The organism is Mesorhizobium sp. AR02, assembly GCF_024746835.1.
Classification (GTDB): Bacteria; Pseudomonadota; Alphaproteobacteria; order Rhizobiales; family Rhizobiaceae; genus Mesorhizobium.
In genome coordinates, this window is record NZ_CP080531.1 from 1,712,264 (window position 1) to 1,727,184 (window position 14,921).

Sequence of the window (14,921 nt, forward strand, 5' to 3'; positions counted from 1 at the left end):
CCATGCGCGCCAGCGACCTGCTTCATCCCCGGCCCGAGGGCCTTTATTGCCCGCCGGGCGACTTCTTCATCGACCCGGTGCGACCGGTGAACCGGGCGCTGATCACGCATGGCCATTCCGACCATGCGCGTTCCGGCCACAGCTCGGTGCTGGCGACGCAGCAGACGCTCGACATTATGGGCCTGCGCTACGGCGAGGATTTTGCCGGAACGACCCAAGCGGCTCGGCTTGGCGAGACGATTGCCCTCGGCGGCGTCAACGTCAGCTTCCATCCGGCCGGCCATGTGCTGGGTTCGGCGCAGATATCGGTCGAACATCAGGGCATGCGCATCGTCGCCTCCGGCGACTACAAAAGGCGGAAGGATGCGACCTGCGCGCCGTTCGAGCCGATCCGCTGCGACGTGTTCATCACCGAGGCGACTTTCGGCCTGCCGGTGTTTCGTCATCCACCCGACACCGAAGAGATCGCCCGCCTGCTGAAATCGGCGGCGCAGTTTCCCGAACGCTCGCATCTGGTCGGCGCCTATGCGCTGGGCAAGGCGCAGCGGGTGATGCGGCTGTTGCGCGATGCCGGCTATGACAAGCCGCTCTACATCCACGGCGCGCTGGCCAGGCTCAGCGAGTACTATCAGAGCCAGGGCATCGATCTGGGGACACTCGAACCGGCGACGGTGGAAGGCGGCAGGCAAGATTTCGCCGGCGCCATCGTCGTCGGCCCGCCATCGGCCTTCGCCGACCGCTGGGCGCGGCGCTTTCCCGATCCGATCTCGTGCTTTGCCTCCGGCTGGATGCGCATCCGCCAGCGTGCCAAGCAAGGCGGCGTCGAGCTGCCGCTGATCATCTCGGACCATGCCGACTGGGACGAGTTGATCGCCACCATCAAGGAGACTGGAGCCGAGGAAATCTGGGTCACGCATGGCCGCGAGGAAGCGCTGGTGCGCTGGTGCGAGCTGGAAGGCATCGCCGCAAAGCCACTGCATCTGGTGGGCTACGAGGACGAGGGCGATTGAGGGCATGAACCGCTTCGCCGAACTTCTCGACCGCCTGGTGCTGACGCCATCGCGCAATGGCAAGCTGACGCTGCTGGTCGACTATTTCCGCACCGTCGAGGATCCGGATCGCGGGCTGGCGCTGGCCGCCATCACCGGCGATCTCAGCATTGCCGCGGTCAAGCCGGCTATGCTGCGCACGCTGGTCACCGAACGCATGGACCCGGTGCTGTTCGGCTATTCCTACGACTATGTCGGCGATCTCGCCGAGACGGTGTCGCTGGTCTGGCCGCAGACGCCTGGCAAGATCCCCAACCGCGAGCCGACGCTTGGCGAGGTCGTGGCAAAACTGCAGGCGGCAAGCCGCTCCGACGGGCCGAAGGTGCTGACGGGGCTGCTCGACAGCGCCAGCATCTCGGCGCGCTTCGCCATCATCAAGCTGGTCACCGGCGGACTGCGCATCGGCGTGTCGGCGCGGCTCGCCAAACAGGCGCTGTCGGATTTCGGCAAGGTCGAGGTCGCCGAGATCGAGGAGCTCTGGCACGGGCTGTCGCCGCCTTACACGGCGCTGTTCGCGTGGCTGGAAGGCAAGGCCGAAAAACCACGCAACACAGCGATGGCGCTGTTCCGCCCGGTGATGCTGTCGAACCCGGTTGGCGACGGCGATCTCGAAAAGCTCGATCCGGCGGACTATGCCGCCGAATGGAAATGGGACGGCATCCGCGTCCAGGCGGTGGCGGAAGGCGGCATCCGCCGGCTCTATTCGCGCACCGGCGACGATGTCTCCGGCGCCTTTCCCGACCTTGCCGACGCCATGCATTTTTCCGCGACGCTCGACGGCGAGTTGCTTGTCGGCGATCCGCGAGAGGCGACGGGAACCTTCTCGGATTTGCAGCAGCGGCTGAACCGCAAGACGGTGACACTGAGGATGCAGCAGCAATATCCCGCCTTCATGCGCTGCTACGATTTGCTGCAGATCGGCGATGAAGACCTCCGCACATTGTCGTTCCGCGAACGGCGTGGCCGCCTCGAAGCCTTCGTGAAAACGCTCGACCCGAGCCGTTTCGACCTGTCGCCCTTCGTCGACTTCGCGGACTGGCAGGCGCTCGAAGACCTGCGCCGGGCGCCGCCGCACCCGATCATCGAAGGCGTGATGCTGAAGCGCTGGGATTCGCCCTACGTCGCCGGCCGGCCGAAAGGCCCCTGGTTCAAATGGAAGCGCGATCCGCACACGGTGGACGCGGTGCTGATGTATGCCCAGCGCGGCCACGGCAAGCGCTCGAGTTTTTACTCCGACTACACGTTCGGCGTCTGGTCCGGGGCCGAGGGCGAGGAGGAACTGGTGCCGGTCGGCAAGGCCTATTTCGGCTTCACCGACGAGGAGCTGAAGCAGATCGACAAATATGTCAGGGACAACACGGTCGAGCGCTTTGGGCCGGTGCGTTCGGTGCGGGCGGACCGCGACAATGGCCTGGTGCTGGAAGTCGCTTTCGAGGGGCTCAACCGCTCGACCCGGCACAAATCCGGCGTCGCCATGCGCTTCCCCCGCATTTCACGGCTGCGCTGGGACAAGCCGGCCAACGAGGCCGACCGCATCGAGACGTTGCAGGCGCTGCTCGACCGCTAAAGTCCTACGGCTCGATCGAGACGCGGATCTCGTAGATGTTGACCGCCTTGCCTTGCTTGTCGAAATCGGAATTGACGGCGATGGTCCCGGCCGAGCCGGGATGCTTGTCGGGGAACTGCACGTCGAACAGATATTCGTTGCGCTGCTGGCCGACCGCGTAGCGCTTGCGGCCGCAGTCGCCAAGCTCGCCGAAATTGCAGTCGACGGAGATCTGCGTGTCCTTGCCGTCCTCCGCGCGCGCGATGATGTCGAAGACGGCGTGCTTGCCGGCGAGTTTCTCCAGCACGCCCTGCCCGACATCGAAGGCGACCGCCGAACCGGAAGGGCCGGACTGGATGCGCAGGAACGGACCGGTGTCGTCCTTCATCACCGAGGCCTTGGCGTCCGACGGAGCGGCGACATGCGTCGGGTCCGTCGGCGAGAACACATTGATCCAGTTGCGCGACTGGTCCGCGGCACCAGGCTTTGCCGGCGCGTTGGCGCCGCCGGCCGGGGTGAAATCGTCACCTTCGACGGTTGGTGGCGCCTCCGGCGGCGCGGTGTTGAGCTGTGCCGCCGTCTTGAACACACCGGTCTGGATGGCGAAGAACACGCCGATGCCGACCGCCGCAAGCAGGGTCACCGTGAAGAAGATGGCGGTCAGCGGCAGGCGGCGCCCGCGAATGCGCCGCTCATCGCGATCGGGCGCCACTTCCGTCGCGGCACCGGAAGTGGCGGGAACGGACATATCGATGGCCGGCGCACCGGGGAGGGTCGCGTCCGGCATGATGTCGGGAACGACCGGCAGCACGCGCGAGCGCGGCGTATCGGACGCTGGCTGCACAGGCCCGTCGACGGTGACGGCGGGCGATGGCGTCTTGTCGCCGATCTCGATCGCGGGCGCAGCAGTGGCCGCGGGCTCGCCCGCGGGGGCGTCGACCTCCAGGCCAACATCCGGCACTGCCGGCAGGAATTCGGATTCGATTTCGGTGATCGTCGCCTGGATCGCCTTGCGGCGCTTGATGGCGACTTCCACGGTCACGCCGGGATTGGCCTGGAGCGCACGGTCGAGCGCGGCAAAGGCCGACCGATAGACCCTCTCGCGGAACGCGCGGTCCTCGGCATTGCCCTTTTCCAAGGCGTTCCGGATCGCTTTTTCGATCGCGTCCAAGCGGGATCCCTCTGCAAATTGCCCCAATCTTCCCTGATGGTTAGCCGTAGGCGACCAATCAATCAACGGGCGAGCGGCCGCATTCTGCCTCGACGGGCCGTCCAAAGTCCATCTTGGCGATGTTCCGGCAAACAAAATCGGCATGTGCCGGCGATTCTCGCACAAACGGAGGCGCGAACCCCTGGTTTCGGTGGCGGCGGGCGCTCGTGCATGATTTGGCAAGTCGCATCTTGAATTCGCCGCCGGTTGAGTCTATCACCCCCGCATCTTGGAGGCCCTGGCCTCCCGGGCCGCTTTAGCTCAGTTGGTAGAGCACATCATTCGTAATGATGGGGTCAGGTGTTCGAGTCACCTAAGCGGCACCATTTTTCTCTTATTAATTCAATATCTTAATTTTTGAATCCCCAACCTTGATAGGCAGTGACGTTGCCGGGGCACCCCCCGGGCACCCCCGGAAGCAGTTTCGCCCCCTTGGCCACACCCTTTTGGGGCTCACGCTGAATGCGGTCCTCCCTTTCTCCCGGATGGGCGGGCTCTTTGATGTTGGCTCGCCCATCCTGGCAACGCTTCCATTTCTCCGTCCTTGCCTTCGCGCCGGCCGGTTTCGCCGCGCGGGTTGGGGAGATGCGGATGACCCTACTGTGGCTGAGCGATGACTGGGTCCAGCACTGAAATGGGATCGATCCATTCCTCCGATTATTCTCTGGCTGGTCAATCGGTAGCGGGATACTCGACCACTTCATCCATCCGACCAGCAAACCCATGCGGCAGATTGCAGGAGCTATGCCAATGCAATTGCGGCGATGGAAATTTTCATTCCGGGAATGCGGACGGGCAGTTTGGCAGCCTGGCGTGCGGGAGGGCTATCAGGAAACCACTTGACCCATTCTTCGTTCATGCCGGTGAAATCGGCTTCTTCGAGCAGTATGACCGTCGCGCTAGCGACTTGAGAAAGCGACGATCCCGCTGCCGCAAGAATGGCGGAAATGTTCTTTAGGCACTGTCGAGTCTGTTCTTGGATTGTGACGCCAGTGACTGCGCCTGTCACTGGATCATACGGACCCGTACCTGATACGAAAATCAACCCGGCCGCCTTCACAGCTTGGCTATAAGTGGATGGCGACTTTGGCGCGTCGGTTGTGCGGATGATTTCAATAGGCATAGGAGCAGCGAGCCTCAATGGCACTGAGCGGACGCGAGGTGAGTAGTATCTGCCATATGCAGTCTTGGCAACGTTGCCCGCTTTAGGAGCGCCCGGAGGCCCATTTCTCTCAGCGGTAGCGGCCGCAATTCAGAGTAGTGTCGCGATGTTCTCCGAAATGATGGCGCAATGACGCGCTGGCCGCCCGCCGCCGCTATCCGCCGTTGAATGCAACTCGTGACTGTGAGGTCGTGTTTGATGGCTGGACTGCTCTTGTGGCGTTCGCCGCTGATCATGCAATAGCGCTCTATTGCGTCAGCGCCGTCAGCGAGGGGCGCTGGTTGAAGTCGCATTTGCCGGTGACGGTGTAGAAGAAGTCGGCACTAGTGATGGGTTCCGGCAAGGGGAGGGAACCGCCGTCCTCCCAGGCCTGCGTGCTGGTCTGGCCACAAGGCACCGCGGTGAAGATGTCGATAGCCTGCCCGAGCGGCATTTCGACAGCAGTCGTGTCGGTTGCACCAATGAACATGTAGTTCGACGTGGTTGGATCGTTCGATTTCAGCACCTTTCGCGAAGCGGACGGAACGTCCATCTCCAGGTAAAGGTCATTCATCTGGCTGACGTCGATGACCGCTCCAGAGCCGTTCGCCGGCGTGGTGACGCAGGTGGTCAGATATTTCTTGTTGCCGCTTGTCTGCTGGATCGACCCGGCCGGGGCATTGTTGAAGTTGGGCACCGTGGCGGTGGTGCACACCTGTTGCTGCACCTGCGTCAGGTTGGTGCCGCTGACAGTCGACACGGTAGTTGTGCCATAGCCCTTAGGATCGCCGAAGCCATTGTAGGTATAGGTGATCTGCAACAGCTTCTGCGCCGTGGTGGCGCCGAACTGCGTGCCGTAGAGATAGATGGTCTTGTTCCACCAGCCCGAGGCTTTGTCGACCTTGAAGGTGGCCTGCACCAGGGCCGGCGCCTTGCTGACCCCTGAATTGACCGCGACCGGCACGGTGTTGATCCTGGCGATGGTCATGAAATTGGTCGGCATGGCGAAGCTCGCCGAGGTCTGCGCGGTGGAGGTGCCATCAGCGGCGACGTTGAAGCTCACCAGCGTGGCGGCGCCTTGTCCGTTGTTGGCGACGAAATTGTCCTGTAGCGCCTGCTGGCGGGCGGCCGTTGTCGTGGTCGTCGGCAGCGTGGTGATCGCCAGCGTCGCGGCATCCAGCGCTTCCTGCATGTTGGACCGGGTCTGGACGGCATCGGTATAGTCGACCGAGAAGCCGATGGCGGTGATCAATGGCACCAGGCTCAGGAAGAACAGCGGCATGATAGAACCACTGCGGGAACGGGCAAACCCGCCTGCAACTTCCAGCATTTCTTTACCCCCAAAGACATTAGCAACCGCGCAAATACCACGCAGCCGGCAAACCAAGGTCTAATGGGATCGATCAAAGTTTAAACATCTCTAGCCGCCGGGCAGGTATTTTTGGCTTTTTGGCCCTGCCCGCCGATTTGTGATCGCCGGGGCGGCCCTTGCGCCGCAAGCCTTGCCGCCGCTTGCCAAGCGGTTACCGTGCTGTCCGGCACCGACTTGCGCCTGTTCAGCATCAAGCGCCCAGCAATATAATTAGCTCCTGGCAGGCCGACCCTTTCCCACCCGCCACGCTGTAGAGCAGCTCGGCCTCCTCCATGGCGAAGCCGTCGAACGCGGCACGAAATTGATCGACAGGATGAACCGTCCCTTGATGGTGCGGGGGCCTCGTGCCAACTGTTCTTGCGCGGCGGCTTTCTAGGTTTCTGGCTTTCCCGCCTTCCGGCCCCGCCATTTCCCGCTGAACCCTACGATTTCCGGGTTTTTCCAGCCGCGCCCAACTAATCCAGCCTAATTCCGGCTATTCCCGCCAACTGCCATCCGTTCTTGCGGGTTACACTTTTCTGCCCGTCTCGGCGTCGCGCCGGGGTGGGCTCTTTCCGTGAGGTTGACAATGTGCACCAGCACGTTGCATCTGAGTTGAGGGAAAGTCTGCAACACAGGGGTCATTATGAAGAAGTACGAAAAGCCGACACTCGTCAAGCGCGAGTGCCTGTCTAAGGTTGTCGCCGCGACGGTGACGTCCAAGCCCGTCGCCTGACGGTTAAGGCTGCAGCCACCAAGCCCGTCTCGGCTCACGCCGGGGCGGGCTCTATCGGGCCGTCTTTATCAGGCGCTCCAAAACGGGAAAGTCGTCAAGGTCCCTATACGGCGTCAGATCCAAATCGCCAGGCACACGCTTGAGCGTCTCTTCGTCGATTTGTTTCTCGTGAGCCTTCATCACTGCTTGGTAATCTCTCCACGTGAGGCCGGCACCCCTCACAGCATCTCGCTCGGCCCGAAGGGCGATCTGGTGGGCGTGGAGGTAATGCAACCTGAGCTCGTCCAGAAGCGCTTTCTCGACGACCTCGTGCGTGACCAGGAATGGCGCAAGTCTGACGTCCACGCCCTCCCGTCCGATAGTTCGTGGCAGGTGCCGGTCGATATAGATGGTCTTCGCATCCACGCTGTAGCCGGCAATGTAGGGGATATCGAATTCGTGGCTAACCGTGACGCGCCGTTCAAGAGCCGTTACCACATCGGCCAGTACGTCATCGTCAACGTCTTCGGATTTGTGACGGACCTCATTTTCAAGCTTCAAGACAATGCTCCATAGGCCCGTGCAGAATTTTTGCCGTTAGTCCTTGGCTTTCTTCCCTGCCGCCGCTGGATTTTGGCCAGTTGGGGCCGTCGTCTTCGCGTCTTTCGAGTGGGCAGCCAAGGCCGGACCTGCGCCAGTTGCCTTGCGCATATCACCGCTTCGCTTTTCTGGCTTTGAACGCTTGCTAAAAATGGCCTGAGAAATACTTGCCGAAGAATCCCATGCTTTCCTCCTGTTTGGCTGGCCTGGTATAAGCTAGGAATTTGAGCGGGCCGAATTCGTTCCGCCACGGGTTGCGTCCATTACCTCACATGCCAGCCTGACCTCGGCCCTGGTGCGACACGACAGTTTTTAGGCGAACCGTCCATCTCCCACACTATCATGCCGGGCCGGACAATTTCTATCATTCGTAGACCCTGCCCGCATCTCGCTCAAAACGCTTCCGGAACCATTTCCGCGCAAGCTAATTGAATCGCGGCTTGCGAGTCCTGTGCATGCGTTTGAAGTTCGTCGCGCCCCTGATGCCGACCCTTGTCGAGCAGCCTCCCGAAGGCGACGGATGGATTCACGAGGTCAAGTTCGACGGCTACCGCTCGCAGCTCATCATCGATGAAGACGGCACGCGGATCTACACGCGCAACGGCCACGACTGGACGGCGAAATATCGGGACCTGATAGAGGAGGCAAAAAGCCTACGCGCGGAGAGCGTGATCATCGACGGCGAAATCATCGTCTTGAATGAAGCCGGGCTTTCGGACTTCGGCGAGTTGCGGAAGGCGATCACCCGCCGGCAGCATGACCTATATTTCGTCGCGTTCGATCTGCTCCATCTCAATGGCCATGATTTGCGCGACATGGCGCTGGAGGAACGTCGCGAAATCCTGGCCAGCATGATCGAGCCGGGCTGGCGTATCCAGTTCAGCGAGCCGCTGCCGGGCGAAGCCAAGGCCATCTTTCATCTGCTCGACCAAGCAGGATTGGAGGGGATGGTTTCAAAGCGGCGAGACAGCAAATATCGCAGCGGTCCCTCAACGAACTGGCTGAAAGCCAAATGCTACTCCATCGACGAATATGAATTGCTGGGTGTCGAGCGCGAGGCTGGCAAGCCGGCCTTCGCGCTGATGGCAGAACGAGCGACCGGCCGCTATGTCGGCAGCGCCTTCATCACCTTGAACCGGGAGGTGCGTGAACGCCTCTGGCAACGTGTCCAGGAGCGCCCAGGCACGACGCCGAAGGGGATGAAGCGGCCGGCGACGCAATGGGTTAAGCCGGGGCTAATTGGCCGTGTGAAGCATCTGCGTAGCGAGGACGACCTGCGGCACGCATCGCTGCAGGATTTTCGGGAGGAAGAAGACGATGGCCTCGAACTTGGCGCGGCATCGCTCAATAACAAATGATGTAAAAAGCGGAAAATTTCGTCGGGAACAATTTAAAAAGTCAGCCATTTTTAGCCCGTCAGGCCAAGGGAGGCTGCAGATGAAGCGTCGCAAGGTTGATCGTGAAAGGATCAAGAGAGCGGATCGAGAAAGCAGGCTCGTTCTTGATGCGGAGCGGCAGGCCCGTGAAGCAAAGACCGCCCGGTTGAGGGAACAGCGGCTCAAAAAAGCGACTGAGACGTCGCTGGCGGAACTCAACCGGCTGGGCGAGCTTTAAGCTCAATGAGCACGCGCGGGATCAATTTCCTGGATCAATGGATTGCCAACAACGTCCCCGAGACGTCTAGGGCTGATGTAATTTCTATCGATGAATTGACGCACAAGTTGATTGCCGATGCGAACGCGCTTGGGATTAGGCGGGTCGAGATCGACGAAGAGGTCGACAGCCTCTATCGCACCATCCTCGATGCTATCGTCCACTACGACCCGGGACTGCCCGAATGAGCGCCCGTGGGATGGACTTCCTCAACAATTGGGTGGCGGAACATTTGCCGATTGCCAGCACAGGCGACCCAATCGCCGCCAGCGACTTGGCAGATCAAATGATGAAAGCCGCCCAGGAAGCAGGGATCAAGGCTGACGAGATCAATGAGGAGGTCTGGAGCGTTTTCGAAGTCATCTTCGAGGCGTTGCATCGAAGAGACGGCAGCCGAACGGGTTGACTCGATCCCAGTCCGTTCCGAGATGTGATGGTTTATGCACAGATTCGATGCACCCCCCTAAAGTCTCGCTCAAGGACCAAGCGCATCATCGCCATGTGGCCATCTCGATGGCCCTGTCCCTACGCTTTAGCCCGACGCCAAACCCTCGGCGGCGGGCTTTTTTATGGACTGGCGTATTCCCGGGCGCCTTCCGGTATGAGCGCGGCGCGCTGGCACTAGAAGGAATGTCGCTTCTTGCAGGCTATCGACCCGGCCGACTTCCTAAATTGCTTGGACAGAGGACGGCGATCCTCATGAACCTCGACGACTTCGCGCTTCGGCTGCTTTTGGGTCATGAACCCCACCCCTGATTGCGACCAATTTAGCGCAAGCGATATTTCGTCGACCACAAATAACGAAGCGGCCCGGCAGTCGTCGTTGGGGTGTTGTGTTGACTGGCCGCCGGGCCTGGCCGACTCATCCGCGGCGAGCCGACCAGCGCGACCGTAATATTAGCAAGTCTGCAACATAACCCTGCGCTGGCGTTTTCCCCCGGTATCGTCCCATTTTGGGACGGGCGTTCTGGCATTGCTCTTGCGTCAGACAGTGTGCCGGTTGATCCCGGCCCTGATCGCGTACCTGATCAGGTAGTAGGCTCGCCGGGCTTGAGGTGGTTGGGGTCTTCGCCCGGCGGGTTTTCCCTATTTGGCCTTTTGTTTTGCGGCCCTGTATTCAGAAGGCCGCCCCGGCGTCACCCGAGACTGGCTTTCAGATCTGCGACTGTCCGGAGGCGACCGTAATGGCCGTAACCGCCGACAGCTTCTCTCGCTTGGTCAGGATCGGCTTTTCGTAGGTTTTCTTCATTTGTCGTCCCCTATTTCGCCCTGAAGGCTAAGGATTGCCTCGCGACGAGGCGACCTGTCAAGGATCGAGGGCAAAACGAAGGGCCGGGTCGCCAGATCAGGCGTTGCGAAACGTGCGATGCCCTAGCGCCTGAAATCACCGCGTGCTCGCCGTGCTCTCTCCAAGGAGTGTAGGAAGTCGAGGAACGGCGCCTCCCTGCCGATGACTACGACGATCGATTGCAACGGCAAAACCCAGTCCTGACTTGCCTTGGCTAACGCGGCCCCGTCGCCTTCTTCGCGGCAGGGTTGGCCTTCGCCGCCGCACGGCCCTTCGGCTGATGTGTGTGGGTCATGACCGTCTTAAGTTGGGCCTTGATCTTGGCGTGCAATTTAGCCTTGTCGACGCCTGCGGGGTAAATGCCCTTCTCAATACTAGTCGCCATGCGCTCCAGCAGATCGGTATCGTGTTCGTCGCGGTAGGGTTTTAGGTCGAGGTCTGCCGGCACTTTGGTAAGCCGTTCATCGTCCATCGTCTTCACGTACTTCTGCATGAAGCGGTCATAGTCACGCCAGGAGATGCCGGCCGCTCGCACTGCGGCTTCTTCCGCCCGAGTGGCGATTTGGTGGGCGTGCAGATAGTGCAGGTCCAATTGGTCGATCAAAGACTTCTCGACCTCCTCGTGCAACAATAGGAAACGGTCGGTGTTGATCTTGCGGCCCTTATATTCCCATTCGCTGGGCATATGCCGGTCGATATAGATCGTCTTTCCATCTTTCGAATAGCCGGCGAGATAGGGGATGTCGTGCTTGCGGTCGAGAGTCTTGACCTTGCGCACCACAGCATCGAGCGCCCTATCCATCATAAGGCTGGAAACATACCAGTTGGGCAAGCGCAGCTTTTTGTGCGGCGCGGTCGGATGGCAATAGTCGAACGCCATGGGTATTCTCCCCCCTGCAAAGCGTTCGAATGATAATTGCACGTCATTCCATGTCGGGCAATTCGCATGCGTTGGATAGGCAGCCGGAAAGCGACATCGCAGTTATTCGGCTGATCCATTGTCAGTGAAGGGCGACGCGCCGGGGACGCATTGCAACGACCAACCAGTCGGCGCCGGCTGCTTCTGATATTCGGCGATGGCAGCAGTGCACTGATCGCGCTTGTCGAACGTGCTGGGCAGCACGACCATTCCGCCCTGCGGGCCGGCGATTACCAGATACCAGACCAAAACTGCGGTAGCAGCCATGTGAACTCCTTTGTACTCAGTAGAACACGTGGAGGGCTATGAACGCGCTTCGGGTGGCGGAAGAAAGGCCACGCCGCACGATATAGCTACCCGGACCCGCGTTGTCGCCGACTTGAAAAACAATTCTTCGTTGTCATTGTCATAAACAGTCATTTCCCATTGCATGCTTTTCGGCGGCATAGGACGGCGGCCAGCCGAAACGCGCGCTGGTGAGCAGTTCAGAGATAGCGCAGACCGAGGCTGTCGAGCCGCTTCTTCTGACGTCGTAGCCGGCGGAGCAAAAAGCCGCAATGGACGCGAAGGGCGGTTAGGATCACAACGGCCAGGACACAGCCGGCGCCCAATGCCGCAGTCCCTGCAGAAGGAGCCTCCGTCCGGTAGATGGCATATACGACGATCCCGATCGCCCAGGCAGCGGCTATCACTGCGTAGGCGACGAATCCGTCGCATTGATCCTCAAGGTGAAGTTCCTCGTACATCATATGGCGGGAAACCTGCTCGATCGCGTAGTCATCCCAAGGGTCGCGCTTCGGCGGCCCTGTAGGCCTCGCTGGCATCGGAGCATTCAACTGAGCCTCGACATCGTCCCAATTTGGCTCGTCCATACTATTTTAGGCCCTCCCTGTTCATTTCGGGCAACGTGTCCCAGGTAGTGTCTCAGTTTGAAATTTGACGCCATGCTTGTCGTGATCTCGGCCAATCTCCTATATGCTTACCGCAAAGCATCCGGGAGAAAATCTGTTGCGCGTTCCCTGCATAATAGAGATTGAAGACGTAGCGTATAAGCCACGCAAGCCGTACGAATTTTCGGTCGTGCCGCGCATCGGCGAGCATCTATCGCTTGAATGGGATGGCGAGAGATACCCTAAGTTCGTGGTCTACGACATCGTGCATGTCCCGGACGAAGTTCAAGAGATGCCGGCATTCGTGGTATTGTACGTAAGAAGGGTCAAACGCTAATGCCCACCGGACCAAAAGGCCAAAAGCGCCCCGCCGATGCATCCGCAGATGATCCATCGCTGCCCCTAGCCACCCATCAAGGGAAGATGACGGTCGGATCCCTCGATCTCGATTGCTATGTTCTGGAAGATGGTCGCCGTCTTTTCCATAAGCGTGGCATGGCCCGCGCACTGGACATGAAGTCGGGCGGCGGGAATGTCTTTATGCGCGCTTTGGCATCGCAGGCGAGGATCCTTCTCGCTCTGGTCAATGGACGATCTTTGCGAGAAGATGGACGCCGTTGCGCCGAAGCCGGGCAAGCGGGGGCCATACAAAAAGACGGCCTAAAAAAGGAAAACCCCAGACACCGGGGCGCTGGGGTGGTTGCGTTGAGAGCAACGCAACGATGTGGGCATAAGGTAATCAAGGCTTGGGTAAAAATCAAGAACCGCCTGAAGGAAAACGTGCCGCGCTATATGTTGACGGCTTCAACCTCTACCATCCAATCCATGAGCGAAACGAGCCGTTTTTGAAATGGGCGAGCCTGTGGAAGCTGGGCGAAATCTTCTGCCGACCTAAGGGTTTGGACCTCGTAAAGGTCTGTTTCTGCACCGCAGTTCCGCAGGACGACACCGGCAAACGCGACCGTCACAACACGTTCAACGCAGCTCAACTGGCAAGTGGCGTGACCATCTACAAGGGCCATCACGTCATCGATGACACAGGGAAGCGTTCAGAAAAACAATCTGATATCAATTTGGCCCTATCGTTGATGATGGACGCGGAAGACGATCTCTTTGATTGGGCTTTCTTGTTAAGCGCCGATTCGGATCAAGGCGCTACTGCACGGTTCTTTTCCGAACGCCATCCAAAGAAAGCCTTGGTAGGCGTAGCGCCGTTTACCAAGGCCGTCCCGGACAAAGTAATCCCCTATTGCATATCTCATTTCGTTATGACGTTGGACCAGCTTGAGGAAGCGGTAATGCCGGCGTTCGTGCCGGGTTTGACGGGCAATCTGATCCGGCGTCCCGCTGAATATGGGCGGCCTGATGGCTGGGTCCACCCAGATGACCGGCCAAAGAAAAAGCCAAAGGCCTAATTTCAAACTGAGACACTACCGTGTCCACGATCCCTATCCGAAGCCAGCAAAGGATGGAGTATTCGCAGTATGCGCGCAAGCTTCGCCCCGGAAGGGCGCAGATCATGCTGCGTAATGTTACGCGGCCGCTAGAACATCACTCAATTGCCCCGTTCCCATCGTCAGGATTTATCACGTCTACTCGACCAGAGGATCCTAAAGAGATTTCGCAGACGATATGCGCCCGATCGCTTGAGAATAAAGCATTCAAAATCAGCGCTGTGCCGGTTGGCAGTTCTCGATAGCTGACATACCCTCCAGCATTTCGGTAGGAGGTTTCGTCAATACCTTCCTCGGTCATGGCGGCTCGGCATCTTCCCTCATTCTCTGAACGTGCGGCGTCGAGGAGAGCATGCTCGATAGCAGACCTTTTACGGGCCTCAGGAACAGCAATTCCAAAGTACATTCCCGCAACAGCAAGACCAGCTGCAAGCGTAGAGATCGAGATCACCATCGGCACCGTGACCTCCTTCATTTCTTAAGCCTCACCCCGGCGCCGCCGCCGTTTTCTGGGATGAAGACGACGCCAGCCGTCTCCAGCGCGCTCTGTACTTTTGAAACGGTGTCGAGCCCGCTCACAAGAATCTCGGCGCCTCGCGCTTCCATATTGCGGATCGTATTCACGTTGACGCCGGATCGGACTGCAAGCTGTTCCTGATTGAGAGACGCCAGCGCCCGCGCCGCCTTCAACTGATTGCCCGTTCGAAGGCCCATTGTGTTTTTTACCTATTCCAGTGTTGACGTCACCTAATAGCGATGGTACATAATGCATTAGGTGAAATACACAAGCAATAGGTGCCGCCTTGGTTAATCGCTCGGAGATCATGAAAGCAGCCTTGGCCAAATGGAACGCGCATTTCTCCGCGCGCCCTCACCTGATTCGCAAGTTCGATCGAGCGGATTTTGGATTTTACCTCGCCAGCGCATGGCACGAAGCGAAGTCCGGCCAGATGACCGCTGAGGCCCGTCGGGTCGACACCATTCGGGCAGAGATCGACGGCCTCAAATTCAAGTCGCTTCGGGTCAACATCGAGCCGCGCCGCCGCATTCTTGAAGCCGAACTTTCCAGCATCGCAGCCTAACCAACATCAACAATTAGGAGCTT

The 14,921-nt window shown here is 59.7% G+C and carries 19 protein-coding genes and 1 tRNA gene; 10 read left to right on the top strand and 10 right to left on the bottom strand.

From position 1 onward, the window contains the following. Positions 1-2: 2 nt before the first annotated feature. Positions 3-1,010 carry a ligase-associated DNA damage response exonuclease gene (locus tag DBIPINDM_RS12505; RefSeq protein WP_258585996.1) on the top strand — a complete coding sequence of 336 codons (1,008 nt, stop codon included), beginning with the start codon at positions 3-5 and terminating at the stop codon, positions 1,008-1,010. A gap of 4 nt (positions 1,011-1,014) precedes the next feature. After that, positions 1,015-2,616, top strand: coding sequence for a cisplatin damage response ATP-dependent DNA ligase (locus tag DBIPINDM_RS12510; RefSeq protein ID WP_258585997.1), 1,602 nt, complete (start codon positions 1,015-1,017; stop codon positions 2,614-2,616). A 4-nt stretch (positions 2,617-2,620) separates the two neighbouring features. Here DBIPINDM_RS12510 and DBIPINDM_RS12515 read toward each other — a convergent pair whose 3' ends face one another. Continuing rightward, positions 2,621-3,766: a hypothetical protein gene (locus DBIPINDM_RS12515; RefSeq protein ID WP_258585998.1), complete on the bottom strand. Its 1,146-nt coding sequence runs from the start codon at positions 3,764-3,766 to the stop codon at positions 2,621-2,623. Positions 3,767-4,055: 289 nt separating this feature from the next. Here DBIPINDM_RS12515 and DBIPINDM_RS12520 point away from each other — a divergent pair. After that, positions 4,056-4,131: transfer RNA gene (locus tag DBIPINDM_RS12520), tRNA-Thr, on the top strand. A 416-nt stretch (positions 4,132-4,547) separates the two neighbouring features. On the opposite strand, the gene DBIPINDM_RS12525 is transcribed toward DBIPINDM_RS12520, so the two are convergent. From DBIPINDM_RS12525 to DBIPINDM_RS12535, 3 genes are all read right to left on the bottom strand, one after another. After that, the gene (locus tag DBIPINDM_RS12525) at positions 4,548-4,928 is read right to left on the bottom strand and encodes a RidA family protein (protein WP_258585999.1); all 381 of its coding nucleotides are present in this window, start codon (positions 4,926-4,928) and stop codon (positions 4,548-4,550) included. A 286-nt stretch (positions 4,929-5,214) separates the two neighbouring features. Then, positions 5,215-6,276, bottom strand: a complete 1,062-nt coding sequence (locus DBIPINDM_RS12530; protein ID WP_258586000.1) for a TadE/TadG family type IV pilus assembly protein — start codon at positions 6,274-6,276, stop codon at positions 5,215-5,217. Positions 6,277-7,084: 808 nt separating this feature from the next. Further along, positions 7,085-7,573, bottom strand: a complete 489-nt coding sequence (locus tag DBIPINDM_RS12535; protein WP_258586001.1) for a hypothetical protein — start codon at positions 7,571-7,573, stop codon at positions 7,085-7,087. A gap of 494 nt (positions 7,574-8,067) precedes the next feature. Here DBIPINDM_RS12535 and DBIPINDM_RS12540 point away from each other — a divergent pair, with 494 nt between their 5' ends. From DBIPINDM_RS12540 to DBIPINDM_RS12555, 4 genes are all read left to right on the top strand, one after another. Continuing rightward, complete coding sequence (locus tag DBIPINDM_RS12540; protein ID WP_258586002.1) at positions 8,068-8,970, top strand: ATP-dependent DNA ligase; 903 nt, start codon at positions 8,068-8,070, stop codon at positions 8,968-8,970. A 79-nt stretch (positions 8,971-9,049) separates the two neighbouring features. Further along, a complete protein-coding gene (locus tag DBIPINDM_RS12545) occupies positions 9,050-9,226 on the top strand; it encodes a hypothetical protein (protein WP_258586003.1) in 177 nt (58 codons plus the stop codon). A 5-nt stretch (positions 9,227-9,231) separates the two neighbouring features. Beyond that, on the top strand, positions 9,232-9,453 hold the full coding sequence (locus DBIPINDM_RS12550) for a hypothetical protein (protein WP_258586004.1): 222 nt from the start codon (positions 9,232-9,234) through the stop codon (positions 9,451-9,453). Between the two features lie 11 nt (positions 9,454-9,464). Continuing rightward, complete coding sequence (locus tag DBIPINDM_RS12555) at positions 9,465-9,671, top strand: hypothetical protein (RefSeq protein ID WP_258586005.1); 207 nt, start codon at positions 9,465-9,467, stop codon at positions 9,669-9,671. 747 nt (positions 9,672-10,418) lie between these two features. Here the strand turns inward: DBIPINDM_RS12555 and DBIPINDM_RS12560 are convergent. The 4 genes from DBIPINDM_RS12560 to DBIPINDM_RS12575 form a co-directional block, all read right to left on the bottom strand. Beyond that, positions 10,419-10,514: a putative RiPP precursor gene (locus DBIPINDM_RS12560; protein ID WP_258586006.1), complete on the bottom strand. Its 96-nt coding sequence runs from the start codon at positions 10,512-10,514 to the stop codon at positions 10,419-10,421. A gap of 253 nt (positions 10,515-10,767) precedes the next feature. Further along, positions 10,768-11,433 carry a hypothetical protein gene (locus tag DBIPINDM_RS12565; RefSeq protein ID WP_258586007.1) on the bottom strand — a complete coding sequence of 222 codons (666 nt, stop codon included), beginning with the start codon at positions 11,431-11,433 and terminating at the stop codon, positions 10,768-10,770. Positions 11,434-11,535: 102 nt separating this feature from the next. Next, positions 11,536-11,739: a hypothetical protein gene (locus tag DBIPINDM_RS12570; protein WP_258586008.1), complete on the bottom strand. Its 204-nt coding sequence runs from the start codon at positions 11,737-11,739 to the stop codon at positions 11,536-11,538. A gap of 218 nt (positions 11,740-11,957) precedes the next feature. After that, the gene (locus DBIPINDM_RS12575) at positions 11,958-12,344 is read right to left on the bottom strand and encodes a hypothetical protein (protein WP_258586009.1); all 387 of its coding nucleotides are present in this window, start codon (positions 12,342-12,344) and stop codon (positions 11,958-11,960) included. Positions 12,345-12,698: 354 nt separating this feature from the next. On the opposite strand from DBIPINDM_RS12575, the gene DBIPINDM_RS12580 reads away from it, so the two are divergent. Next, positions 12,699-13,211: a hypothetical protein gene (locus DBIPINDM_RS12580; protein WP_258586010.1), complete on the top strand. Its 513-nt coding sequence runs from the start codon at positions 12,699-12,701 to the stop codon at positions 13,209-13,211. Next, complete coding sequence (locus DBIPINDM_RS12585) at positions 13,109-13,777, top strand: NYN domain-containing protein (protein WP_258586011.1); 669 nt, start codon at positions 13,109-13,111, stop codon at positions 13,775-13,777. The genes DBIPINDM_RS12580 and DBIPINDM_RS12585 overlap by 103 nt, the downstream gene beginning before the upstream one ends. A 136-nt stretch (positions 13,778-13,913) precedes the next feature. Here DBIPINDM_RS12585 and DBIPINDM_RS12590 read toward each other — a convergent pair whose 3' ends face one another. Beyond that, on the bottom strand, positions 13,914-14,291 hold the full coding sequence (locus tag DBIPINDM_RS12590; RefSeq protein ID WP_258586012.1) for a hypothetical protein: 378 nt from the start codon (positions 14,289-14,291) through the stop codon (positions 13,914-13,916). Then, positions 14,288-14,530 (bottom strand): helix-turn-helix domain-containing protein, encoded by a 243-nt coding sequence (locus DBIPINDM_RS12595; protein ID WP_258586013.1) that lies wholly within the window; start codon positions 14,528-14,530, stop codon positions 14,288-14,290. Before DBIPINDM_RS12595 ends, DBIPINDM_RS12590 begins: the two co-directional genes overlap by 4 nt. Positions 14,531-14,652: 122 nt before the next feature. Between DBIPINDM_RS12595 and DBIPINDM_RS12600 the strand changes: the two genes are divergently transcribed. Then, a complete protein-coding gene (locus DBIPINDM_RS12600; RefSeq protein WP_258586014.1) occupies positions 14,653-14,898 on the top strand; it encodes a hypothetical protein in 246 nt (81 codons plus the stop codon). The last annotated feature ends 23 nt before the right edge of the window (positions 14,899-14,921 follow it).

Excerpts from the sequence above, each read along its gene's own strand:
- DBIPINDM_RS12505 (WP_258585996.1), top strand. The coding sequence starts at position 3 with ATGCGCGCCAGCGACCTGCTTCATCCCCGGCCCGAGGGCCTTTATTGC.
- DBIPINDM_RS12510 (WP_258585997.1), top strand. The coding sequence starts at position 1,015 with ATGAACCGCTTCGCCGAACTTCTCGACCGCCTGGTGCTGACGCCATCG.
- DBIPINDM_RS12525 (WP_258585999.1), bottom strand. The coding sequence starts at position 4,928 with ATGCCTATTGAAATCATCCGCACAACCGACGCGCCAAAGTCGCCATCC.
- DBIPINDM_RS12530 (WP_258586000.1), bottom strand. The coding sequence starts at position 6,276 with ATGCTGGAAGTTGCAGGCGGGTTTGCCCGTTCCCGCAGTGGTTCTATC.
- DBIPINDM_RS12540 (WP_258586002.1), top strand. The coding sequence starts at position 8,068 with ATGCGTTTGAAGTTCGTCGCGCCCCTGATGCCGACCCTTGTCGAGCAG.
- DBIPINDM_RS12545 (WP_258586003.1), top strand. The coding sequence starts at position 9,050 with ATGAAGCGTCGCAAGGTTGATCGTGAAAGGATCAAGAGAGCGGATCGA.
- DBIPINDM_RS12550 (WP_258586004.1), top strand. The coding sequence starts at position 9,232 with ATGAGCACGCGCGGGATCAATTTCCTGGATCAATGGATTGCCAACAAC.
- DBIPINDM_RS12555 (WP_258586005.1), top strand. The coding sequence starts at position 9,465 with ATGGACTTCCTCAACAATTGGGTGGCGGAACATTTGCCGATTGCCAGC.
- DBIPINDM_RS12560 (WP_258586006.1), bottom strand. The coding sequence starts at position 10,514 with ATGAAGAAAACCTACGAAAAGCCGATCCTGACCAAGCGAGAGAAGCTG.
- DBIPINDM_RS12565 (WP_258586007.1), bottom strand. The coding sequence starts at position 11,433 with ATGGCGTTCGACTATTGCCATCCGACCGCGCCGCACAAAAAGCTGCGC.
- DBIPINDM_RS12570 (WP_258586008.1), bottom strand. The coding sequence starts at position 11,739 with ATGGCTGCTACCGCAGTTTTGGTCTGGTATCTGGTAATCGCCGGCCCG.
- DBIPINDM_RS12575 (WP_258586009.1), bottom strand. The coding sequence starts at position 12,344 with ATGGACGAGCCAAATTGGGACGATGTCGAGGCTCAGTTGAATGCTCCG.
- DBIPINDM_RS12580 (WP_258586010.1), top strand. The coding sequence starts at position 12,699 with ATGCCCACCGGACCAAAAGGCCAAAAGCGCCCCGCCGATGCATCCGCA.
- DBIPINDM_RS12590 (WP_258586012.1), bottom strand. The coding sequence starts at position 14,291 with ATGAAGGAGGTCACGGTGCCGATGGTGATCTCGATCTCTACGCTTGCA.
- DBIPINDM_RS12595 (WP_258586013.1), bottom strand. The coding sequence starts at position 14,530 with ATGGGCCTTCGAACGGGCAATCAGTTGAAGGCGGCGCGGGCGCTGGCG.